Source organism: Pseudomonas sp. WC2, from assembly GCF_050586545.1.
In the GTDB taxonomy this organism is placed as follows: Bacteria; Pseudomonadota; Gammaproteobacteria; order Pseudomonadales; family Pseudomonadaceae; genus Aquipseudomonas.
Window position 1 is genome coordinate 68,298 of the sequence record NZ_JBOBDR010000009.1, and the last position, 22,267, is coordinate 90,564.

Below are 22,267 nucleotides of genomic sequence, written 5' to 3' on the forward strand. Positions count from 1 at the left end.
ACGGACGTATGCGGCTTGGCTTTCAAGAGCTCCATGAACTCATTTCAGCACGCAGCTGGCAATTCGACTTATGGTCGAGACATCCGTTTTTGTGCAACCAAATCCGTAGCGGACAGGCTTCAGGCTCCGATATTCGAGGTATACCCGGTCCTGTGTCGTTGGGCTGTTCCAGACGCTAATGGTGCATGTTCAGACGCAAAACTTTTCATTTGCTCGCCACACTCTTGTGAAGTTGTGAAAACCCGTTTTTTTCACGCTCTTTTGAAGACGTGAACCTCAAAAAGGGCTGTCACAGCCTGGCACCGTGCCCGCAGGGGCAAAAACAACGCGATGGCCGAGCGTCATGACAGCTCTGCAGATTCGCGAAAAGCGGGGTTTTTGCCGGAAGAACAGGCAAGCGCGCCAACTTCACTCGATCTGTGTGGGCGGCTCTCTGTGGGCGATTTTGGGTGTCGATGCATGCGCATTGACGCTGTTGCGGGGCCCGATCAGGAGACGTCCTTATAATCGGGGGGAGATTGTATCGAAGAAATGCGGGGAGTTGGTCGTGTTTAATGACTTTTATTAGGCATCCGGTCAGATGCTCAACATCGCTTGCACCCGTGCGCGGGGCTGCGACGCTATGACGCGGGCGCTGGCGGGCAATGGCTGGTGCAACCAGTTGAGGCGGATTTCTTCGATTTCCACCCAACCGTCGCCCATCGGTTGCAGGCTGCATTGCTTGAATGCCTGGCAATGGCCGTTGCGGTCGAGCAGGGCGAAGCTGCGATGCAGCGGACGAGGGGCGAACAACGAGATCAGATAACGCATGGCTGAGTACCTTGTGGGGGACTGATTGCAAGGTTGCCAATGCGCCGTGACGTGAAGGTGTATGGCGGGTGAACAATCTGTGACAGGAACCGCTTTCGACGGGGTTTGTCAGACATTTCAGTATTCGCTGTCGGGCGCTGGTTACCCGCAGTGGCCCACCGCTATACTGCCGGCCTGTTTGTGCCTGATTCTGGAGAGAAGAGCATGTTGCAACGCCTGTTGTTCGGTTTGATCACTGTGGCCGGTTTGACCCTGGCCGGCTGCGCCCACAGCCCGCAACAACTGAACCCGGAGCCGAAGCTGACCACCCAGCTGCCTGCGGTCGGTCGTGGCCAGCCTGTTGTTGTGCGTGTAGTCGACGGTCGTCCGTCGCCAACCCTCGGTACCCGTGGCGGTCTGTACCCTGAGACCAGCGCCATCACCGTGCAGCGCGAGCAGATCCTGCCGAAGTTGCAGGCTCAGGCTGAAGCCGCCGTGCGCCTGCTCGGTTTCACCCCGACCAACAACGCGCCGAATGCGCCACAGCTGACCGTGACCCTCGCCGAGCTGAAATATCAGTCGCCGAAAGAAGGCATGTACGTGACTGAAGCCACCATCGGCGCGACCTTCCGCTCCGACGTGCAGAACGCTAACCGCCGCTACAGCGGCCGTTATGGCGCGTCGCTGGACCAGCGTTTCGGCATGGCGCCGAACCAGGAAACCAACACCAAACTGGTCAGCGATGTGTTGAGCGATGCGCTGACACGTCTGTTCAAGGACCCGACAGTGGGTCAGGTGCTCGCCGAGTAAGCTTTCGGTTGATGCAAAAAAGCCCGGGGCCAGTGATGGTTCCGGGCTTTTTTATGCAGATCGATTCCCTGTAGAAGCTGCCGAAGGCTGCGATCTTTTGATCTTAAACCCCACATCAAAAGATCGCAGCCTTCGGCAGCTCCTACACGGGGAGTTTCATTCAGGCAGCCTGGGAATAGAAGTCGAGCACGCTGACGCCGGTCAGCAAATCCGTCTCGGGCAAATCCGCATGTTGATGCCCGCCCAGCGCGCAATACACCAGCCAATGGCGATCCTGAACATTGAAGGCGAGGCTGCCGACCAGGCTTTGCTGTTCGTCGTAAGGAGTGATGAGGTACAGGCGATCCTGGTTTTCAGCGTGAAGCATGTCGCGTTCCATGTGCGTTTCGAGGCGCGCATCTTGGTTTATCCACATGACGAAGCCGTGACACAGGACAGCCATCGGTCGATTGTCATGTAATTTGTCGCAAAGGCTGGGGCAGGGCACTCCGGTTTCGGTAGAATCCGCGCCGCGGTCGTCGATCTGGCGCCTGCCATACCGGTTTAGATAGAGGTCTGTGATGTCGCTGCACTTGATGACGCTGTTTACCGCCCATCCCGCCAAATTGATCAACCTGCTGGCGCTGCTCTTGGCGTTTCCAGGCAGTTGGCTGCTGCACGCGACTCGCCGCCGTGAACAACGCGCCATGGCCAGTATCGCCGCGCAGCGCCAGGCACAGCCCAATGCCGAACCGCTGCTGGACTGGGCGACCCTGCGCATGAACCGGTTTTTCTATCGTTTCGGTTTTGCCTGCCTGGCTCTGGCCTTGATCGTTTCCTGGATCAGCACGCGCTTCTAAAAGCTTCAGGCAAAAAAAAACGGCGCCCGAGGGCGCCGTTTTTGCGTCTGTTGATACCGGTTACAACGGCAACCCGGCCTTCACGCGATACTGATTACGCACCGGCGTCGCATATTGCAGCACCAGAAACGGACGATGCTCCTGCGGGCAAGCGTCCAGTCGGCTCTGCCACTCTTCCTGCGCTTTGGCCAGTTCATCCGCCGGGAACACCTCGGCAGCCTTCGGCACAGTCAGTTGCGGATCGGCATCGGCCCACTGCGCGTACGCCAGGTAATGCACCGGGAACAAGCGGTAGCCGCCGAGAATCTGCTTGTCCATCTCGACCGCCAATTGCTTGGTGTCTTCGAACAACTCAGTGATGGGCGGTGCAAAGTTCACGTGCACCCGGCCCTTGTAACCGGTGATGCCCTTGGCAATGCTCACGTCATCTTCGCCCGGCGCTTTCGCGTAGGTGCCGGTGGTGGCGCGGATGTACAGCTCGCGGGCCTTGGCCTGGTCGCACGGGTCGTATTCGTAGCTGATCGACACCGGGGTGAGGTTCAGCGACTGAATGACTTCGCCGAACGGCTCATCCTTGCGGCTCATGTGGAACATCTTGAGGATCGCCGACTCGGTGCGGTCGTCGCCATCCTTCGCCCGACCTTCAGCCTGGGCTATCCAGATCGAGGCGCAATCATTGCGGATCGAATGGTTGATGTACGCCGACAACAGTTGATACGCGGCCATTTTCTCGCGACGGCCGGTGATCGAACGGTGGACGATGAAGCTCTTGTTCAAACGCATCAGGTCGCTGACAAACGGCTTCTGCAGCAGGTTGTCGCCGATCGCGATGCGCGGTGTCGGCAGGCCGGCGTGGTACACAGCGTAGTTGACGAAGGCCGGGTCCATCACGATGTCGCGGTGGTTGGCGATGAACAGATAGGCGCTGCCGGACTTGAATTGCTCGACACCGGTGTAGGTCACGCCGTCGGTGGCGCGCTCGATGGTGTGGTCGACGTAGGACTCGACCTTGTCCTGCAACGTCGCCACCGACGTCACGTCGGCGAACTCACGACGCAGCCGATGGGCTATAAGTGGTTTGAGCATCCAGCCGAAGGCACCGGCAAAACGCGGGAAGCGGAAGTGGGTGAGGATATCTAGAAACGCCTTGTCGCCGAGCAGTCTTGCCAGTACCACAGGTACTTCGCTGTCGTCGTAAGGTCGGATGGCATCGAATTCGCCCATCATGCTCTCTTGTTGGAAACGGCTAGGGTAAGTAAAGGTTTTGATCGAAAACCAACGGGGCACGGTCTGAAAAAGTAGCCAGACAAAAATAGCCCTGCAAATAGACCGGCGATTATACGCACAAGTCACTTGGGAGACCGCGATGCTGGAAACCGCTCAGTATGATTGTCCTTATTGTGGGGAGGTTGTTGAGACGACGGTGGACCTGTCTGGCGGCGATCAGACCTATATCGAAGACTGTCAGGTGTGTTGCCGGCCAATCACGTTCGTCTTGCAGGTCCATGGAGAGGATTGGTTTCTGGAAGTCTTCAGCGAAAACGAGTGAGGCGCGCCCATGCAGCGAATCTACGAGCCGGAAAACCTGATGGAAGGGGAAATGCTCAAGGGCATGCTCGCCAGCGAAGGCATCGAGGCGCACTTGATTGGCCGCGATTTGCTCGGCGGCACCGGGGAGTTGCCGATCTTCGGCCTGTTGGGGCTGTCGGTCGACAACGATCAGGCCGAATATGCCCGAGAGTTGATCACCGCGTACAATGCCGCGCTGCCGCTGCCCGGCGATGAACCGGAGAGTTTCCCCGGGACGCTGGTCTGTTAGGCTGACGATCGTTTTATTTAGAGTCTTGTTGCCCCATGTGTGGACGTTATGCCCTGTTTCGCTGGAACCGCGAGTTTGCGGCCCTGCCAGGTTTTCCCGCCGATCAGCAGGCGCAGTGGAACATTTCCCCCAATGATTCGGTGTTGATGTTGCGTGCCGGTGAAGATGGCGAGCGCACCTTGGCGCGAGCGCGCTGGGGGCTGACACCGCCGTGGCTGACCGATCTGTCGAAAACCCCGGCGCATGCCCGGGCCGAAACCGTGGCCGAGCAACCGATGTTCCGCGAGGCGCTGCGCCAGCGTCGCTGCCTGCTGCCAGCCAATGGTTTTTACGAATGGCGAGGCACCCAACGCAAACGCCCGTACTGGCTGACGCCGGGGGAGGGCTCATCGCTGTTTTTCGCAGCGATCTGGGAGGCGTATCCGGTGCAGGAGCAGGTCTGGTTGAGTACGGCGGTGATCACTCAGCCCGCGTCGAGTCAGCGCCGTCCGCTGATTCTCGATGAGGCGGGGCAAGCGGCGTGGCTCGATCCCGAGACGCCGCTGCATGTGTTGCAGGGTTTGCTGGCCAGTGAACCGGCGGCGTTGCGCGAGCGGGTGCTGGCGAATCTGATCAATGATCCGAAGCTCAACGGGCCGGAGTGTCTGACCCCGGGTTGATGCATTGCCTACTCGCGATAAGGTTCGAAAAACCTTCCGACGTCTTCAGACCTTGAACTGATTGATCAACCGCCGCTGTTGCTCCGCCAGTTTGGTCAGATCGGCACTCGCCGAACTCGACTCATCCGCGCCGCCCGCCACTTCATTGGCCACTTGGCCGATATTGATCACATTGCGGTTGATGTCATCCGCCACCGCGCTCTGCTCTTCCGCCGCACTGGCGATCTGCGTGTTCATGTCATTGATTACCGACACCGCCTGGGTAATCGTCTCCAGCGCCTCGGCCGCTTTCGCCGCGTGCTGCACGCTTTGGTCGGTGCGGTTCTGGCTGTCTTCCATGACCCGTACGACATCGCGGGTGCCCTGTTGCAGTTGCTGAATCATGCTCTGGATTTCTTCGGTGGCCTTCTGCGTCTTTTGCGCCAGGTTGCGCACCTCGTCCGCCACCACGGCAAAACCACGACCCTGCTCGCCCGCGCGGGCCGCTTCAATCGCCGCGTTCAACGCGAGCAAATTGGTCTGCTCGGCGATCCCGCGAATCGCCGTGAGAATCGCGTTGATGTTCTCGCTGTCCTTGGCCAGGGTCTGCACCACGCCCACCGCTTTGCCGATTTCCAGCGCCAGCACGCCAATCGAGTTAGACGTATCGCGGACGATCTGCATGCCCTGACTCGCCGCCTGATCGGCATGGCTGGCCGCTTGCGCCGCCTGCGTCGCGTTGCGCGCCACGTCCTGGGCTGTGGCGGTCATTTCCTGCACGGCGGTGGCGACCTGATCGATCTCGGCCATTTGTTTCTGGATGCCGATGTTGGTGCGAATGGCGATGTCAGCGGTGTGTTCCGAGGAATCGCTGACGCTCTGCACCGACGTCACCACTTGCGTGATCATTGCCTGCAACTTGCTCAGGAAGGTATTGAAGCCTTTGGCAATCGAGCCCAGTTCATCGCTGCGATCACTGCTCAGGCGCCGAGTCAGATCGCCATCGCCCTTGGCGATGTCATCGAGCATCGCCACCATTTGTTTCAACGGTCGGGCGATGCCATGGCCGACCAGCCAGATCACCAACAGGCCGATGCCCGCAATGATCAAACCGACCATGGCCATGCCGAAGGTGTCGGATTTGCGCTGGGCCTCAAGATCCCCCTGCAGCTTTTGCAGATCCGCCATCACCGCGTTGAGCGGCAACTGCAGCATCAGCGTCCAGCGCGCGTCGGTCTGGCCGAGCCCGAACGGCAGGTACAACTCGATGCGGCCCTTGTCCTTGTTCACCGAGTAAGTCACTTCGCCGCGCTTGAGATTGGCCAGATTGGCAATCTGCTCGGCGTCGAGAATATCGCTGACTTTTTCGCCGAATTTGCTCGGGTCCTGGGTGTAGGCGACGATTCGGCTGTTGCCGCCGATCAGGGCCATTTGCCCGGCACCGCCATACAGTTTCTGGTTGGCGGCCAGAAGCATTTCCTGAATGAAGTTCACCGACAGGTCGGCGCCGACGATGCCTTGGAACGTGCCGTTGAGCATGATCGGTTCAATGAACGAGGCGAGCATGACGATCTTGTCGCCGACCTTATAAGGCGCCGGATCGATCACGCAGGCTTTTTTGCTTTCCTTCGAGCACAGGTAGTACTCGCTGGCGCGCACGCCGGTGGACAGGGTTTTCTGATCATCGACGTCGGCCAGTTTGTCGAGGCCGAGGCTGCCGTCGTCGTTGCGGAACCACCACGGCAGAAAGCGCCCGTTAGCCGCATCGATACCGACCACGCTGGTGCCGACATAGGCTGCGTCATTGTGATCGAGGGCGTTTTTTTCCCAGCCGATGTAGGTGCCGAGGATCTTCGGATTCTTGTCGACGTTCTCTTTGATCAGGCTGATCAGTTGTTCGCGGCTGACGTTCAGGCGCGGTTGGCCATCGGCGGCCGGTGTGCCGAGCAGGGCGTTGACCCGCACCAGTCCGCCGGCAATCAGCAGCGGCGCTTCGAGTTCGCGTTGAATCTGGCTGACCTGAGTCTGTGCCAGCGACGTCAGGCGTTGTTCGATGACTTGCTCAAACTGCGCCTGAGTGCGCTGCTGCACCATTTCTTGCGTGCGGGCGCCGGAAAACAACGCGTACAGCACCAGCGCGGCGACCACGCTGAGGACGATGGCGCCGGCCAGGGCGGCGACGGAAAACTGGATCGACTTGAACTTCATGGGAGCTCCGCACGCAAGAGGACGTCTGCGCTGATGTATCGGCAGACGGTCCCATGGGCATGAGCGCCAGCGGCAGAATTGACCGTTTTGGATGTGCCCGTGTCGCATTCAGACAGGTGCAGAACCTTTAGCCGGCAGGGCAGTCAGTTCAGTATGAATTTTTTCCTACTACAGTCTGCCTATCGCAGAGTGCGGATATCAGGAGTGATGGGATGAACAAGTCGCTGATGGCGGGTGTACTGGGCTCGGTGCTGTTGCTCAATGGTTGCGAGACGGTGAACACCACCAGTGCCGGTGAGGTCGGGGTGGTTCGTCAGCAGCGGATGTTCAGTCTGGTGTCGAGCGAGCAGGTCAATCAAGCGTATGCCCAGGATTATCAGCAGACCCTGGGTGATGCGAGCAGCAAGAATGTGCTCGACAAGACCAGCGCCGATGCCAAACGCATTCAGGTCATCGCCGATCGGTTGATTGCTCAGGCGCCGACGTTCCGGCCGGATTCGGCGCAATGGAAATGGGAAGTCAATCTGATCAAGAGCGATGAGCTCAATGCCAACTGTGGTCCTGGCGGCAAGATCATCGTTTACACCGGTCTGCTCGACAAACTGCAACTGACCGACGATGAGACGGCTGCGGTAATGGGCCATGAAATTGCACATGCCTTGCGTGAGCATGGTCGCGAGGCCTTGTCGAAGTCTTATGGCGTGCAAATGGCGCAACAGATGGCGATAGCGGCGGGTGCGCCACCTGCGCTGGTGGAGGTGGGAAACAATGGTGTGAGTCTGTTGATGACGTTGCCTAACAGCCGCACCAATGAAAACGAGGCTGACCTGATCGGTCTGGAGCTCGCCGCTCGGGCCGGTTACAACCCCAATGCGGCAATTACGCTGTGGGAGAAAATGAGCAAGGCCAGCGAAGGTGCTCCGCCGGAGTTCCTCAGTACTCACCCGTCTTCCAGTAGCCGCACTGCGGCGTTGCAGGCGGCGATTCCGAAGGTAATGCCGTTGTACGAAAAAGCGCCGAAGTCCTGAGTCGGTGATCGTTCCCGCGCGGAGCGTGGGAACGATCCTTCTATCAGGGTTAAACCCAGCCGCTGCTCTGCATCGCCTTGTACACCGCAACGATCGCCAGAATCATGAACGCCGACGCCGCGAGGCGGCGGATCAAGGTCAGCGGCAATTTGTCGGCGGCAAAGTTACCGGCCAATACCACCGGCACGTTGGCAATCAACATGCCCACCGTGGTGCCGATAATCACCAGCCACAGCTCCGGATATTGCGCGGCCAGCATCACCGTGGCGATCTGGGTCTTGTCACCGATTTCCGCGAGGAAGAACGCGATCAGCGTGGTCAGGAACGGCCCGAATTTGCGCGCGGTGCTGGCTTCATCGTCGTCCATCTTGTCCGGGACGAGTGTCCACAGCGCGGTGGCGGTGAAGCTCGCGGCGAGAATCCAGTGCAGCACTGCATCCGAGAAGAAACTGCCGAACCAGGCGCCTACCGCACCGGCTGCTGCGTGGTTGGCCAGGGTCGCAGCGACAATACCGGCAATGATCGGCCAGGGTTTGCGGAAGCGAGCGGCGAGAATCAGCGCGAGCAGTTGCGTCTTGTCGCCGATTTCGGCCAAGGCAACGATTGCGGTGGGAACGAGTAACGAGTCCAGCATCAGGATTTTCCTAAGGGGCGGGTCGACACGGCTATGACACGTACAGCCTTCCCGCCCCGGGTAAGGTGTGCGTGTCATAGGTCTTGTCAAACCCTGCGATCCGTCTGCTGCGGACGCTTGGGTCGCATACGCCATGATCTGAGGATCAAGTATGTTGACGTATGCCGGACGAGCTTGGCGCTCGTGGGAGACTACTCCCCTAGGACGGAGCGGATTCTGCCTAGGCAAATCCGTTTCGGCAAGAACAAATTTTCAGCCGCGCTTGGCCCGGTAAATCCGGAAACCATTGCCCTCGGCCTTGATTGCACACACGCCCAGATGCTCTTCGATCAGCGGTTGATACTTCAGGAAGCTGTTCGCAACCAGGCGCAGTTCGCCGCCGTTTTTCAGATGTTTGGCCGCTTTTCGCAGCAAGTTCTCGGTGGCGAAATAATCGGTGTGCACGCCGACGTGGAACGGCGGGTTGCTCAGAATCGCGTTCAAACCCATCGGCGCCGCATCGATACCGTCACCGGTCAACACGTCGGCTTCCAACCCATTCGCCGCCAACGTTAAACGGCTGCTGGCAGCGGCAAACGCATCAACGTCGAGCAACGTCACCTGATTGTGCGGATAGCGACGTTTGACCGCAGCACCCAGCACGCCCGCGCCGCAACCGAAGTCGAGCAAGTGGCCGCTGGGCAGTTTGTCCAGATGATCGAGCAGCAGGGCGCTGCCGCGATCGAGGCGACCGTGGCTGAATACACCCGGCAGGCTGATGACTTTCAGCGGGCCTTCGGCCAACGGCAATTCATACGTCTGCGCCAGGCTTTCCAAAGATTTCGCTTCAGGCGCATTGGCCACGGTCACTTGCCACAACTGACAATGACGCGCGCTGTCGAGCTTGCGCGGCTTGCCGAACGGGTTGAGCTGCTTGGACGCGCCTTCGATGCCGCTGCGCTTCTCGCCGACGAGAAACACCTCGCGCCCGGCCAGACGCGAGGCCACGGCGTTGAGGATGTAATCGGTCAGATCCTTGGACTTGGGCAAGAACACCACGGCGCTGTCGAACTCGCGCTCCGGCACGTTCACACCGAAATGGCTGCGCCCTTCGAAGCGGGCGTCCAGCGCGGCTTGATCGCCGGCATGCCAGCACCAGCCAAACGCGTTAGGCAGGCGCCCAAGCAAATCGTCGGCGGGCAAACCGGCCAACAACAGCGAACCTTGAAACAACTCGGGCTGACGAAGCAGTACTTCACTGCGCGGATCCATAACTGCTCCTCAAAAAAAAGTGCCGCAGTTTATCAACTGACGACCCGCAGCGCCTTACCGCTGAAGAACGCCTGAGCGTTTTCGGTCAATTGGCCGACGATGCGCTGGCGTGCCTCGCGGCTGCCCCAGGCGTTATGCGGGGTGACAATCAGGCGCGGAATGTCGGCAGCGAGCAGCGGATTGCCTTGAGTCGGTGGCTCAACACTCAACACATCGGTAGCCGCGCCGCCGAGGTGGCCATTGCGCAAGGCGTCGGCCAGCGCCTGTTCGTCGATCAGTCCGCCGCGTGCCGTGTTGACCACGAATGCGCCGGGTTTCATTGAGGCCAGTTCGCGGGCACCGATGAAGTGGCGGGTGTGTTCGTTGAGCGGGCAGTGCAGGGTGAGGGCGTCGATTTGCGGCAGCAGCTCATCCAGTGGCAAACGGTCCGGGCGAGCCGGGCGCCCGGGAATCTGTCCGAGCAATACGCGCATGCCGAACGCTTCGGCCAGCCGCGCGACGGCACCGCCGAGTTCGCCGTGACCGAGCAAACCGAGGGTTTTGCCTTCCAGTTCAACGATCGGATAGTCGAGCAGACAAAACTGTTTGGCCTGTTGCCAGCGCCCTTCGCCCACCGCTTTTTGATAATCGGCCAGGCGCGTGGCGAGGTTAAGCAGCAGCATGATCGTGTGTTGCGCCACCGACGGCGTGCCGTAACCCTGACAGTTGCACACGGTGATGCCGTGGGCGCGGGCGGCGGCCAGATCGACGTTGTTGGTGCCGGTGGCGGTGATCAGGATCAGTTTCAGATCAGGGTTGGCGGCCATCGCGGCGGCGTCGATCAGGATCTTGTTGGAAATGGCGACGGTGGCGCCGCGCAGGCGTTCGCTGACTTGTTCGGGCAAGGTCTGGGCAAACAGTTGCAGATTACTGAAACACTCACGCAACGGACTGAGGTCCAGATCGCCGAGGTCCAGCGAAGGGTGATCAAGAAATACCGCGCGGCGCGTGTTCGTCATCAACTGTACCTTTTGTGCTGTGAGCGTTGGGCGTAATCTGCCGAGCCTACCAGATGAAACAAATTGATACGCTTGGCCGAAAGGAGCCCCCATGTACTGGACCGAGTTCTTGACCGTTGCACTGATCCACTTGCTGGCCGTCGCCAGTCCCGGCCCGGACTTTGCCGTGGTGGTGCGCGAGAGCGTGACCCATGGTCGTCGCGCCGGGACGTGGACCGCGCTGGGCGTGGGCACGGCGATTTTCCTGCATGTCGGTTATTCGTTGCTCGGTATCGGTCTGATCGTGTCGCAATCGATTGTGCTGTTCAACGCTTTGAAATGGGCGGCTGCGGCCTATCTGCTGTACATCGGTTTCAAAGCGTTGCGTGCGCAACCGGCAAAAACCGTGACCGATGATCTGCATAAAGAGGCCGGTGTGCGCACCGCTCGTGGCGCGTTCACCTCGGGTTTTGTGACCAACGGTCTGAACCCAAAAGCCACGTTGTTTTTCCTTTCGCTGTTCACCGTGGTGATCAACCCGCACACGCCGCTGGCGATCCAGGCCGGTTACGGGGTTTATCTCGCCGTCGCGACCGCGATCTGGTTTTGCCTGGTGGCGATGCTGTTCAGCCAACAACGGGTGCGTGCCGGTTTCGCTCGCATGGGGCATTGGTTCGACCGGACCATGGGCGCGGTGCTGATTGCTCTCGGCGTGAAAATCGCGTTTACCGAGATGCATTGAGAAAACACCGCGAACAACCTGTGGGAGCGAGCCTGCTCGCGAAGGCGTCGGATCAGTCGATATCACAGTTGACTGGAAGATTGCTTTCGCGAGCAGGCTCGCTCCCACAGGGGGTTGGTCATTCCTACACGAGTTGGCTGAGTTTGCTCAGGGTGTTGAGGTAGTCGCGGGGGTTCTCTCCCAGCAAACGGCGAAACATCGCGCTGAATGCCCGCGCGCTGCCGTAACCCAGATCCCGCGCCACACGCTGCACGCTGTCCCCGGCGAGCAGGCGCGGCAGGGCTTCCATCAAGCGCAGTTGCTGGCGCCAGGCGTTGAAACTCATCTGCATTTGTTGCTGAAACAGCCGCGCCAATGTCCGTGAGCTGGCGCCGACCTGCTGCGCCCAGTCTTCCAAAGTGTTTGGGTGATCCGGGGTGTGCAGCAGCGCCAGACAGATATTTTGCAGGCGCCGGTCGGTGGGCATCGGAATGTGCAGCGGCAGGTTTTCCAGGCTGGCGAGTTCTTCCAGCATCAATTGCTGAATCAGCGGATTGTCGGCATGCGGCGGGCCTTGCACCGCGCGCAGTATCAGCTCGCGCAGCAACGGCGTCACCGCCAGCACACAGCATTGCTGCAGGGCGGCCGGCGACAGCTCGGGAGCGATGAACAGCGAGCGCATCTGCACATCGCCACTCATGAAAATCTCGTGCCCCACCTCGGGCGGAATCCACACCGCACGACTCGGTGGAATCACCCACGCACCCGATTCCGTGACCACCCGCATGATGCCTCTGACGGCATACAACAACTGCGCCTCACGATGCAGATGCAACGGCTGGTGCGCGCCGTCCAGGTAATCCCGGGGGTAGGCGCTCACCGGGCCGTGTTCGAAATGGCTGATCAACATGTCTGATTGAGTGACTTATGTGGCAGGAATGCGCTTTATGGCCAACTTAGCATAAGCGCCACACAACAACGTAAAGCGTGCCGCTATGAATCAATCCAGAAACGTCATTCGCTATATCAACGCCGCGCATGTGATCGATCACATGTTCATGCTGATTTTTCCCGCCGCCGTGCTCGGCATGACTCAGGCCTTCGGTCTCGATTACGCCGCGCTGATCGGCTTGTCGCTGGGCGGCTTCATTGCCTTCGGCGCCTGTTCGCTACCCGCCGGTTGGCTCGGCGATCACTGGAGCCGCCGGCAGATGATGCTGGTGTTTTTCTTCGGTATCGGCGTTTCGGCGATCTTCACCGGGCTGAGCAACAGCCCGAGCATGCTGGTGATCGGCCTGACCCTGATCGGTATTTTTGCGGCAATTTATCACCCGGTCGGTACGGCGATGCTGGTGGCTTACGCGCAGAATCGTGGCCGCGAAATCGGCATCAACGGCATGTGGGGCAATCTGGGCGTGGCGTTTTCGGCGCTGATCACAGGGTTGCTGGTGGCGCAGTTCGGCTGGCGCTCGGCGTTTCTGATTCCGGGCGCAGTGGCGATTGTGCTGGGGATTGGCTTCGCCTTGCAGGTGCGTGAAGAACCCATTCCGAAGCGCCCGCACACACCACTCAAAGGTGCCGCCGGCCAGCGTATTTCGATGATCATGGTGTTCGGCGTGCTGGCGCTGGCCACGGCCACCGGCGGCGTGGTGTTCAACGCCACCACCATGACCTATCCGAAGCTGTTTCAGGAACGTTTGCATGAGCTGTTTGCCTCGCCGCAAACCCTCGGCGTGGTGGTCAGTCTGGCCTATGCCTTCGGTGCGGTCGCGCAATTGAGCATTGGTCGTGTGTTACATCGTCTCAGCCTGAAATGGCCGTTTATTGTCCTGACGCTGTGCCAGGCACCGCTGTTATTTGCGCTGGCCTATGCCGATGGCTGGGCGGTGATTGCCCTCGGTGCAGCGTTCATGTTCGTGGTGTTCGGTCAGGTCACCGTCAACGATGCGATGGTCGCCAACTTCGTCGCCCCGCAGTGGCAATCACGGGTCTTCGCCCTGCGTTACTGCTTATCGTTCGGCGCCAGTGCGACGGCGATTCCACTGATTTCCTATGTCGAACCGCGCCACGGTTTCGTAGGCCTGTACTTGATTCTTGCGGGTTTCGGCGCTTTGACCTTCCTCGCGGCGGTGGTTTTCCCACGCACGCCTTCTGAAGAGGCTGTGGGACAAACCGCCTGACCGATGATGAAAACAGGCAAATGCTGGCGCAAAGCTAGCATTTGTACGGCTCTGCAAATCATTCCTTTGGCTGATTTGGCTGACGTATAAGGGTTCTAGAGTACCAATCTCTACGCCAACACCGTGCAGTCAGAAAAGGGATTCTTATGTTGCAGACTCGCGTCATTCCCCCGGCCGATGGGGCCTACCAGTATCCATTGCTGATCAAACGGTTGCTGATGTCCGGCGCCCGTTACGAGAAAACCCGCGAGATCATCTACCGTGACCAGATTCGCTACAGTTATCCGACGCTGATCGAGCGTGTTGCGCGGTTGGCCAATGTGCTGACGGCGGCCGGTGTGAAGGCCGGTGACACCGTGGCGGTGATGGATTGGGACAGTCATCGTTACCTGGAATGCATGTTCGCGATCCCTATGATTGGCGCGGTGATCCACACCATCAACGTGCGCCTGTCGCCGGAACAGATTCTCTACACCATGAACCACGCCGAGGATCGCTTTGTGCTGGTCAACAGCGAGTTCGTCGGTTTGTACCAGGCGATTGCGCCGCACCTGACCACGGTCGAGAAAACCCTGCTGCTGACCGATCTGCCGGAGAAGACCGCCGAGCTGCCGAATCTGGTTGGTGAATACGAGCAACTGCTCGCAGCGGCAAGCCCGCAATACGACTTCCAGGACTTCGACGAAAACTCGGTCGCCACCACGTTCTATACCACGGGCACCACCGGCAATCCGAAAGGCGTGTATTTCACCCATCGGCAACTGGTGCTGCACACCATGGGCGTGTCGACGATCATGGGCTCCATCGACAGCGTGCGCCTGCTCGGCACCAACGATGTGTACATGCCGATCACCCCGATGTTCCACGTTCACGCCTGGGGTTTGCCATACGTGGCGACCATGCTCGGGCTCAAGCAGGTTTATCCGGGGCGCTACGATCCAGAATATCTGGTTGAGCTGTGGCGCAAGGAGAAGGTCACTTTCTCCCATTGCGTACCGACCATTCTGCAGATGCTGCTGAACGCCAAAGGCGCGCAGGGCACCGATTTCGGCGGCTGGAAAATCGTCATCGGCGGCAGTGCGCTCAATCGCACGCTGTACGAAACCGCCAAGAGCAAAGGCATTCAGCTCACTGCGGCGTACGGCATGTCGGAAACCGGACCGCTGGTGTCCTGTGCGCACCTCAATGATGAATTGATGGCCGGCAGCGAAGACGAACGCACCACTTATCGAATCAAGGCCGGTGTGCCGGGACCTTTGGTGGAAGCGGCGATCGTCGACACTGAAGGCAATTTCCTTCCTGCTGACGGCGAAACCCAGGGTGAGCTGGTGCTGCGCGCGCCGTGGCTCACCGAAGGCTATTTCAACGAACCGCAGAAGGGCGCCGAGCTCTGGGCCGGTGGTTGGCTGCACACCGGTGACGTCGCCACGCTCGACAGCATGGGCGTGATCGACATCCGCGATCGCATCAAGGACGTGATCAAGACCGGCGGCGAGTGGATTTCCTCGCTGGACCTCGAAGACCTGATCAGCCGTCACGTCGCGGTACGCGAAGTAGCAGTGGTGGGCATCGCCGATCCGCAGTGGGGCGAGCGCCCCTTTGCCTTGCTGGTGATCCGTGAAGGGCACGTGATCGGCGCGCGTGAGCTCAAGGAACACCTCAAGCCGTTCGTGGAACTGGGGCACTTGAGCAAGTGGGCGATCCCGAGTCAGATCGCCCTTGTTACCGAAATTCCCAAGACCAGTGTCGGCAAGCTCGACAAGAAGCGCATCCGCCTCGACATCACTGAATGGCAGGCCAACAACAGCACCTTCCTCTCGACACTTTGAGTGTCTGCCGGCGCGCCGAAATCGGCGCGCCAGGCCCACCAAGCAAGCGCTTGGCTTGTGAAATCGAAAAATTAGGCCATCCTTGCCGTGCCGACATGTGTCGGACTGGCGAAAGGACTGTTCCAGAGTGGTCGGCAGCTGCAAATCACACTTTAGAGGGATCAAGCAGTACCCCCTGCTGGCTATAGTCCGCTCAAGGATTTTTAAGAACGGAGCACACGCACTAGACGGGGCGAGCAACTTTGGAGTGAGTTCGGGCAGCCTTGGCGCCCGGTCCTCCACAGCGTTTTTAAAAGTACTCACTGCCATAACAATAATGCACATGGAGTAGCGTCGATGACCTCAGTAAACCAGTTCTGGCGCCGGGCAAAACTGCCTCTGGCGGTCAGTATTGCCTCTTCGCTCGCCGGGCCCGCATTCGGCGTCAGTTTCAACGTCGGTGAAATCGAAGGCCAGTTCGACTCGTCTCTGTCGATCGGTGCCAGTTGGTCTACTCAGAGCCCGAACAAGAACCTCATCGGCGTCAACAACGGCGGCCATGGCCTGTCGCAGACGTCCGATGACGGCCACGCCAACTTCAAGAGCGGCGAAACCTTCTCGAAGATCTTCAAGGGCATCCATGACCTTGAACTGAAGTACGGCGACACCGGTGTGTTCGTCCGTGGCAAATACTGGTACGACTTTGAACTCAAGGACGAAAGCCGTCAGTTCAAGGACATCAGCGACAGCAACCGCAAGGAAGGCGCCAAGTCTTCCGGCGGGCAGATCCTCGACGCCTTCGTCTATCACAACTATTCGGTTGCCGATCAGCCGGGCTCGGTGCGTCTGGGCAAGCAGGTCGTGAGCTGGGGTGAAAGTACCTTCATCGGCGGCGGCATCAACTCGATCAACCCGATCGACGTGTCCGCGTTCCGTCGTCCGGGTGCCGAAATCAAGGAAGGCCTGATTCCGGTCAACATGTTCTACGTGTCCCAGAGCCTGACCGAGAACCTCTCGGCCGAAGCGTTCTATCAACTGGAATGGGACCAGACCGTCGTCGACAACTGCGGCACTTTCTTCTCACAGCCGGACATCGTTGCCGACGGTTGCGACAACAACCTGCGCGTGTTGAACAAGCGTTCGCAAATTCCGGCCATTGCTTTGGGGCCGTTGGCCGCCAACGGTGTCAACGTCGACGAAGAAGGTGTTCTGGTGCGCCGTGGCGCCGACCGGGATGCCCGTGACAGCGGCCAGTGGGGCGCTTCCTTCAAGTACATGTACGAACCTCTGGACACCGAGTTCGGCGCCTACTTCATGAATTACCACAGCCGTGCGCCGATCTTCAGCGCCACCGGTGCGCCGCAATCGGTCTACAACACTGCGCGCGCACTGCCGGGGCCGTTTGCCGCGCTCGCTCCGCTGCTGGTCGCGGGCAACTCGAATTACTTCATTGAATACCCAGAAGACATTCGCCTCTACGGCCTGAGCTTCTCCACCACCCTGCCTACCGGTACGGCGTGGAGCGGTGAGATCAGCTACCGTCCGAACGCGCCGGTGCAACTCAACTCCACCGACATCCTGTTCGCCGGTGTCCGTCCGTTGGGCGGCGCTTTGACCAACGCTTCGCTGCTCACCGGCGTGCCTGGCCAGGATCTGCATGGCTATGAGCGCAAGGAAATCACTCAGATCCAGACAACGTTCACGCACTTCTTCGATCAGGTCATGGGCGCCAGCCGTCTGACCCTCGTCGGCGAAGTCGGCGCGACCTACGTTGGCGGGCTCGAAAGCCGTTCTGACATGCGTTATGGCCGCGATCCGGTGTATGGCCCGGGCGAGTTGCCGGCAACGGGTGGTGTGAATACCTGCGCCAACATTCTCAACGCCAGCACCATCAACGGTGCAGGACCAGGGTCGCCACAGAACAACCGCAGCCGCAATTGCGACAACGACGGCTTCACCACATCGATGTCGTGGGGCTACCGCGGTCGCGCCATCTGGGAATACAACGACGTATTCGCCGGCGTGAACCTCAAGCCGAACGTGGCCTGGTCCCATGACGTCAGCGGCTACTCGCCAGGCCCTGGCGGTAACTTCGAGGAAGGGCGCAAAGCGGTCAGCCTCGGTGTCGACGCTGAATACCAGAACACCTACACCGCGAGCCTGGCTTACACCAACTTCTTCGACGGCAAGTACACCACCGTGGACGACCGCGACTTCGTTGCGCTCAGCTTCGGCGTGAACTTCTAAGCACTGCATTTCAGGACGAACACACATATGAAAATAACAAAGAGTCTGTTCCACGCCGGTGTTCTGGGTCTGTCGCTGCTGGCGACCAGCGTCATGGCGGCCGTACCCGCTGCCGAAGCCGACAAATTGGGCAAAAGCCTGACGCCGATGGGCGCCGAAATGGCCGGTAACGCCGACGGTTCGATCCCGGCCTGGAAACCGCTGCCGAAGAATGCCGGTTCGGTCGACAGCAAGGGTTTCCTGTCCAACCCGTATGCCAGTGAGCAGCCGCTGTTCACCATCACGGCCAAAGACGTCGACAAGTACAAGGACAAACTCGCGCCGGGCCAGTACGCGATGTTCAAGCGCTATCCGGACACCTTCAAGATGCCGGTCTACACCTCCCATCGCGGCGCGACCGTGCCGGATGATGTGTTCGCCGCCATCAAGAAGAACGCCACCACCACCAACCTGGTGTCTGGCGGCAACGGTCTGGAAAACTTCGATACCGCCGTGCCGTTCCCGATTCCGAAAACCGGTGTGGAAGTGATCTGGAACCACATCACCCGTTATCGCGGTGGCAGCGTGACCCGTCTGGTGACCCAGGCGACGCCACAGCCGAACGGCTCGTTCAGTCTGGTGTACTTCCAGGATCAGTTCGTGTTCCGCGACAAGATGAAGGACTACGATCCCGCCAACCCGGGCAACATTCTGTTCTACTTCAAGCAGAAAGTGACCGCGCCGGCGCGTCTGGCCGGTGGTGTGCTGCTGGTGCACGAAACCCTCGATCAGGTGAAGGAACCGCGTTCGGCGTGGGTCTACAACGCCGGTCAGCGCCGCGTGCGTCGCGCGCCACAAGTGTCCTATGACGGCCCGGGCACCGCGGCGGATGGCCTGCGTACCTCCGACAACCTCGACATGTTCAACGGTGCGCCAGACCGCTACGACTGGAAGCTCGAGGGCAAGAAAGAGATGTACATCGCCTCCGACAGCTACAAGCTCGACGATCCGAAACTGAAATACGCCGACATCATCAAGGCCGGCCACATCAACCAGGATCTGGCGCGTTACGAGCTGCGCCGTGTCTGGCATGTGGTTGCGACCCTGAAGGAAGGCCAGCGCCACATCTACGCCAAGCGTGACTTCTACATCGACGAGGACACCTGGCAAGCCGCGGTGATCGACCACTACGACGGTCGTGGTCAGCTGTGGCGTGTGGCTGAGGCGCATGCCGAGAACTACTACGACAAGCAAGTGCCGTGGTACGCCCTCGAAACCCTCTACGACCTGCAGTCCGGCCGCTACCTGGCGCTGGGCATGAAGAACGAAGAGAAGCAGGCGTATGACTTCGGTTTCACCGCCACCACCAGCGACTTCACTCCAGCCGCCCTGCGTCAGGATGGTGTTCGCTAAACCGCTGTAACCCCGAGGCCGCATCCTCGTAAAAACGCCCCGACTGGTTCGGGGCGTTTTTGTTTCTGGAACGTTTTGCAAAGACTTTTGTAGCCATTTGTAGCAGTAACCTTCATTACCGCTACGTTTAAGGCTAGTCTGCGGACATCTGCAACGCCGCCAACAGCAATTCGAACAAGAGCCGGCCATGACTGATCTGTCCCCACTTCCGGGTCCTGCAAGTGTTGCCGTCACGGCATTGGACGGGCGCTTTTTTCGCCCGCCATTACCCGACGGATACGTGCTGCGACCACGACTCTGCGAACGCCTGCAAGCCGGGCTCGGTGGACGGCTGTTGCTGGTCAGCGCCCCGGCCGGGTTTGGCAAGAGTTCGCTGGCGGTGGAGTTTTGTCAGGGCTTGCCGGCGCATTGGCAAAGCCTCTGGCTGGGGTTGAGCCCACGGGACAACGACCCGGGGCGCTTTCTCGAACGCTTGCTCGAAGGCCTGCAAGACTTCTTTCCACAGTTAGGCAGCCGCGCGTTGGGCCTGCTGAAAATGCGCCAGCGGCATCAGCCATTTGCCTTCGAAGAATGGCTCGACGGCTTGCTCGATGAGCTGGCGCTTCAACTTGACCCGGCGGCGCCACTGCTGCTGGTGCTCGACGATTACCATCTTGCCCAAGGCCCGGTGCTCGACCGTTGCCTGCAATTTTTCCTCAATCATTTACCCGATGGCCTGCTGGTCATGGTCACCAGTCGACAACGACCGGACTGGCATCTGGCGCGCTTGCGCCTGTCGCGACAGTTACTTGAACTGCATGAACAGGATCTGCGCCTGACCCACGACGAAGCGCTGAGCCTGCTTGATCGGCACAGCACCTCACTGCGCGGCGAGGCGCTGGAAAGCCTGATCCAGCGCAGCGAAGGCTGGGTCGCCGGTTTGCGTTTCTGGCTGCTGGCGGTGGCCGAGGCGGGGAGCGATGCGGCGTTGCCGCAAGCGTTGAACGGCGGGGAAGGGCTGATCCGCGACTATCTGCTCGAAGAAGTCATCGATTGCCTGCCGGCCGAAGTGCAGGCGTTTCTCTACGACACGGCGCCACAGGAACGCTTTTGCAGCGAACTCTGCGATGCCGTGCGCGAAGCCCATGACAGTGCCGAGATTCTGCGTTTCCTGCTGGCGCATCAGGTGTTTCTGGTGCCGCTGGACGAGCATGGCCACTGGTATCGCTATCACCATTTGTTCTCGGATCTGCTGCGCAGTCGTCCGATCGCCCAGGCGATGGTGCCGACCGCGACGCTGCATCTGCGCGCTTGCCGCTGGTTCAACGCTCAGGGGTTGCTCGACGAAGCGGTGGAGCAGGCGTTGCGCGCCGGTCATCTCGACGTGGCGGCGAATCTGGTGCAAAACCTCTCCGAGGAACAACTGCTTGCCGAACAGAACATCGGCATGTTGCTGCGCTGGAAAATGGATCTGCCCGACAGTCTGCTGATCAGTACGCCGCGCTTGATCGTTCTCTACAGTTGGGCGCTGGGGCTGGCGTGCCAGCTCGATGCTGCCGAAGAATTATCCAGTCACCTGAGCCGGTTTCTGCCGGCGCCCTCGGCCACTGCGCAAAAGTCGATGCTGGCGCAGTGGCTGGCCTTGAGCGGCATTATTGCCCGAGGGCGCGGCCATCGCGAATTGACCCTGCAGTATTGCAGCGAAGCGCTGGAAAGTTTGCCGGCCAAGCGTTACGGCCAGCGGTTGATGTGCTTGTCGACCTTGTCCAATCTGGCCATAGCCGATGGTGATCTGTGGCGTGCCCGAGGGCTTAACCGCGAATCGCTGGAGTTGGCGCAGCGTGTCGGCAATCCCTTGTTCGAAGCGCTGGCGCATTACGACCGGGCCCGCGTTCTGCAGTCGCGGGGTGAAATTCTGCGTGCGCTCACGGAAGTGCATCTGGGTCTGGATCGCTTGCGAGGGTTGTCGCCGCAACGCTTGTACGCGGTGCGCGCACGGCTGACGCTGTACGAAGGTTTTCTGTTGGCGATGCGCCTGCAGCCACAGGCTGCCCGCACGCGATTATTGGCCGGTATTGGCGAGGCTCGCGCCTGTCGCGACATCAGCGTGCTGATCGGCCATTGCGTGATTGCCCGCTTGGACGGCGCTACCGGCGAGTTCGCCAAAGCCTTCGCGGAACTGGCCGAAGCCGAGCGGCTGATGCACATCTGGGACGTACCGCCGATCTACTATCTGGCGATGATCACGTTGGTCAAATGCGAACTGTGGCTGGCGCAGGGCCGCACCGATCTGGCCGAAGCCTGGCTGGCGCGACTGGGGCAAACCTACACAGGTGAACGCGCTGCCGCGCCGCCGGAGTTTCATCCACAGTTGCCCCTGCATGTGGAGCTGCAACAGGCGCTTCTGGATGTGATTCAGGGACGACGGATGCTCGCCGAAGGGCGTCTGAATGTGTTGCATGAAAATGGTCAGCAAACAGGGCGACAGTTGCTCAGCGTGATGGCGTTGACGCAGAAAGTGGCTTTATTGCTGGGCGGCGGGCGCGAGGCAGAGGCACGCAAGGCGTTCGAACTGGCCCTGGAGGCTGCGGCGGGTGGGGTGCTTCAGCCGTTCGACGGGTTATTGAATGGTTACCCTGACTGGATGCGCGGGCAACTTTCGACGCTTGCGTCGACAGCGCAGGGTTTGTCGTTGCAGCAGCAATTACCCGCCGCACCCGCTCGTCCCACCATGGAGTGCCTGCCGGCGGAACACCTCAGCTCTCGGGAATTGGCGGTTCTGCGCCTGATCGCTCAGGGTTGTTCGAATCAGGAAATTAGTGAGCAGTTGTTCATTTCGCTGCATACGGTGAAAACCCATGCCAGCCACATCAACAGCAAGCTGGGAGTGGAGCGACGCACTCAGGCGGTGGCGCGGGCCAAGGAACTGGGTGTGCTGAGTTAACCA

20 protein-coding genes, 1 pseudogene and 1 riboswitch are annotated in these 22,267 nt (G+C 60.0%); of the genes and pseudogenes, 12 read left to right on the top strand and 9 right to left on the bottom strand.

Annotated features, from left to right (window positions below):
- Positions 1–576: 576 nt before the first annotated feature.
- Positions 577–810, bottom strand: coding sequence for a hypothetical protein (locus ACQ4OE_RS12975; protein ID WP_007912834.1), 234 nt, complete (start codon positions 808–810; stop codon positions 577–579).
- Between the two features lie 204 nt (positions 811–1,014).
- Between ACQ4OE_RS12975 and ACQ4OE_RS12980 the strand changes: the two genes are divergently transcribed.
- Positions 1,015–1,599, top strand: a complete 585-nt coding sequence (locus tag ACQ4OE_RS12980; protein WP_008086137.1) for a YajG family lipoprotein — start codon at positions 1,015–1,017, stop codon at positions 1,597–1,599.
- A 160-nt stretch (positions 1,600–1,759) separates the two neighbouring features.
- Here the strand turns inward: ACQ4OE_RS12980 and ACQ4OE_RS12985 are convergent, their stop codons facing one another.
- Positions 1,760–1,966 (bottom strand): hypothetical protein, encoded by a 207-nt coding sequence (locus ACQ4OE_RS12985; RefSeq protein ID WP_008083982.1) that lies wholly within the window; start codon positions 1,964–1,966, stop codon positions 1,760–1,762.
- A 193-nt stretch (positions 1,967–2,159) separates the two neighbouring features.
- Here ACQ4OE_RS12985 and ACQ4OE_RS12990 point away from each other — a divergent pair, with 193 nt between their 5' ends.
- Positions 2,160–2,438: a hypothetical protein gene (locus ACQ4OE_RS12990; protein WP_122595448.1), complete on the top strand. Its 279-nt coding sequence runs from the start codon at positions 2,160–2,162 to the stop codon at positions 2,436–2,438.
- 60 nt (positions 2,439–2,498) lie between these two features.
- Here the strand turns inward: ACQ4OE_RS12990 and ACQ4OE_RS12995 are convergent, their stop codons facing one another.
- Positions 2,499–3,662: a 1-acyl-sn-glycerol-3-phosphate acyltransferase gene (locus ACQ4OE_RS12995; protein ID WP_430946866.1), complete on the bottom strand. Its 1,164-nt coding sequence runs from the start codon at positions 3,660–3,662 to the stop codon at positions 2,499–2,501.
- 142 nt (positions 3,663–3,804) lie between these two features.
- On the opposite strand from ACQ4OE_RS12995, the gene ACQ4OE_RS13000 reads away from it, so the two are divergent.
- The 3 genes from ACQ4OE_RS13000 to ACQ4OE_RS13010 are packed head-to-tail and all read left to right on the top strand — an operon-like array spanning position 3,805 to position 4,916.
- On the top strand, positions 3,805–3,987 hold the full coding sequence (locus ACQ4OE_RS13000; protein WP_064392893.1) for a CPXCG motif-containing cysteine-rich protein: 183 nt from the start codon (positions 3,805–3,807) through the stop codon (positions 3,985–3,987).
- 9 nt (positions 3,988–3,996) lie between these two features.
- Entirely contained in the window at positions 3,997–4,257 is a 261-nt protein-coding gene (locus ACQ4OE_RS13005) for a putative signal transducing protein (RefSeq protein WP_007912819.1), read from the top strand.
- A 35-nt stretch (positions 4,258–4,292) separates the two neighbouring features.
- Positions 4,293–4,916, top strand: coding sequence for an SOS response-associated peptidase (locus ACQ4OE_RS13010; RefSeq protein ID WP_122595446.1), 624 nt, complete (start codon positions 4,293–4,295; stop codon positions 4,914–4,916).
- 45 nt (positions 4,917–4,961) lie between these two features.
- On the opposite strand, the gene ACQ4OE_RS13015 is transcribed toward ACQ4OE_RS13010, so the two are convergent.
- Both ACQ4OE_RS13015 and ACQ4OE_RS13020 read right to left on the bottom strand, forming a co-directional pair.
- Positions 4,962–5,804 carry a methyl-accepting chemotaxis protein gene (locus tag ACQ4OE_RS13015; RefSeq protein ID WP_430946942.1) on the bottom strand — a complete coding sequence of 281 codons (843 nt, stop codon included), beginning with the start codon at positions 5,802–5,804 and terminating at the stop codon, positions 4,962–4,964.
- A gap of 12 nt (positions 5,805–5,816) precedes the next feature.
- Positions 5,817–7,211: pseudogene (locus tag ACQ4OE_RS13020) on the bottom strand (HAMP domain-containing protein); the annotation flags it as partial.
- Between the two features lie 104 nt (positions 7,212–7,315).
- Here ACQ4OE_RS13020 and ACQ4OE_RS13025 point away from each other — a divergent pair.
- A complete protein-coding gene (locus ACQ4OE_RS13025; protein ID WP_430946867.1) occupies positions 7,316–8,131 on the top strand; it encodes a M48 family metallopeptidase in 816 nt (271 codons plus the stop codon).
- Between the two features lie 49 nt (positions 8,132–8,180).
- On the opposite strand, the gene ACQ4OE_RS13030 is transcribed toward ACQ4OE_RS13025, so the two are convergent.
- The 3 genes from ACQ4OE_RS13030 to ACQ4OE_RS13040 all read right to left on the bottom strand — a co-directional run bounded on the left by ACQ4OE_RS13030 (position 8,181) and on the right by ACQ4OE_RS13040 (position 11,014).
- Positions 8,181–8,765, bottom strand: a complete 585-nt coding sequence (locus ACQ4OE_RS13030) for a TMEM165/GDT1 family protein (protein ID WP_430946868.1) — start codon at positions 8,763–8,765, stop codon at positions 8,181–8,183.
- Positions 8,766–8,853: 88 nt separating this feature from the next.
- A riboswitch (yybP-ykoY riboswitch) is annotated at positions 8,854–8,978 on the bottom strand.
- Positions 8,979–9,017: 39 nt separating this feature from the next.
- Positions 9,018–10,016 carry a class I SAM-dependent methyltransferase gene (locus tag ACQ4OE_RS13035; protein ID WP_122595442.1) on the bottom strand — a complete coding sequence of 333 codons (999 nt, stop codon included), beginning with the start codon at positions 10,014–10,016 and terminating at the stop codon, positions 9,018–9,020.
- Positions 10,017–10,048: 32 nt separating this feature from the next.
- Positions 10,049–11,014: a 2-hydroxyacid dehydrogenase gene (locus ACQ4OE_RS13040; protein WP_430946869.1), complete on the bottom strand. Its 966-nt coding sequence runs from the start codon at positions 11,012–11,014 to the stop codon at positions 10,049–10,051.
- Between the two features lie 91 nt (positions 11,015–11,105).
- Between ACQ4OE_RS13040 and ACQ4OE_RS13045 the strand changes: the two genes are divergently transcribed.
- Positions 11,106–11,735: a LysE family translocator gene (locus tag ACQ4OE_RS13045; protein ID WP_430946870.1), complete on the top strand. Its 630-nt coding sequence runs from the start codon at positions 11,106–11,108 to the stop codon at positions 11,733–11,735.
- Between the two features lie 124 nt (positions 11,736–11,859).
- Here the strand turns inward: ACQ4OE_RS13045 and ACQ4OE_RS13050 are convergent, their stop codons facing one another.
- A complete protein-coding gene (locus ACQ4OE_RS13050) occupies positions 11,860–12,624 on the bottom strand; it encodes an AraC family transcriptional regulator (protein ID WP_122595439.1) in 765 nt (254 codons plus the stop codon).
- An 85-nt stretch (positions 12,625–12,709) separates the two neighbouring features.
- Between ACQ4OE_RS13050 and ACQ4OE_RS13055 the strand changes: the two genes are divergently transcribed.
- From ACQ4OE_RS13055 to ACQ4OE_RS13075, 5 genes are all read left to right on the top strand, one after another.
- Entirely contained in the window at positions 12,710–13,894 is a 1,185-nt protein-coding gene (locus ACQ4OE_RS13055) for an MFS transporter (protein WP_122595438.1), read from the top strand.
- 146 nt (positions 13,895–14,040) lie between these two features.
- Entirely contained in the window at positions 14,041–15,723 is a 1,683-nt protein-coding gene (locus ACQ4OE_RS13060) for a fatty acid--CoA ligase (protein ID WP_430946871.1), read from the top strand.
- 336 nt (positions 15,724–16,059) lie between these two features.
- The gene (locus ACQ4OE_RS13065; RefSeq protein WP_122595436.1) at positions 16,060–17,949 is read left to right on the top strand and encodes a DUF1302 domain-containing protein; all 1,890 of its coding nucleotides are present in this window, start codon (positions 16,060–16,062) and stop codon (positions 17,947–17,949) included.
- 27 nt (positions 17,950–17,976) lie between these two features.
- Positions 17,977–19,341: a DUF1329 domain-containing protein gene (locus tag ACQ4OE_RS13070; RefSeq protein WP_122595435.1), complete on the top strand. Its 1,365-nt coding sequence runs from the start codon at positions 17,977–17,979 to the stop codon at positions 19,339–19,341.
- Between the two features lie 187 nt (positions 19,342–19,528).
- Complete coding sequence (locus ACQ4OE_RS13075) at positions 19,529–22,264, top strand: LuxR C-terminal-related transcriptional regulator (RefSeq protein ID WP_430946872.1); 2,736 nt, start codon at positions 19,529–19,531, stop codon at positions 22,262–22,264.
- Positions 22,265–22,267: the final 3 nt, after the last annotated feature.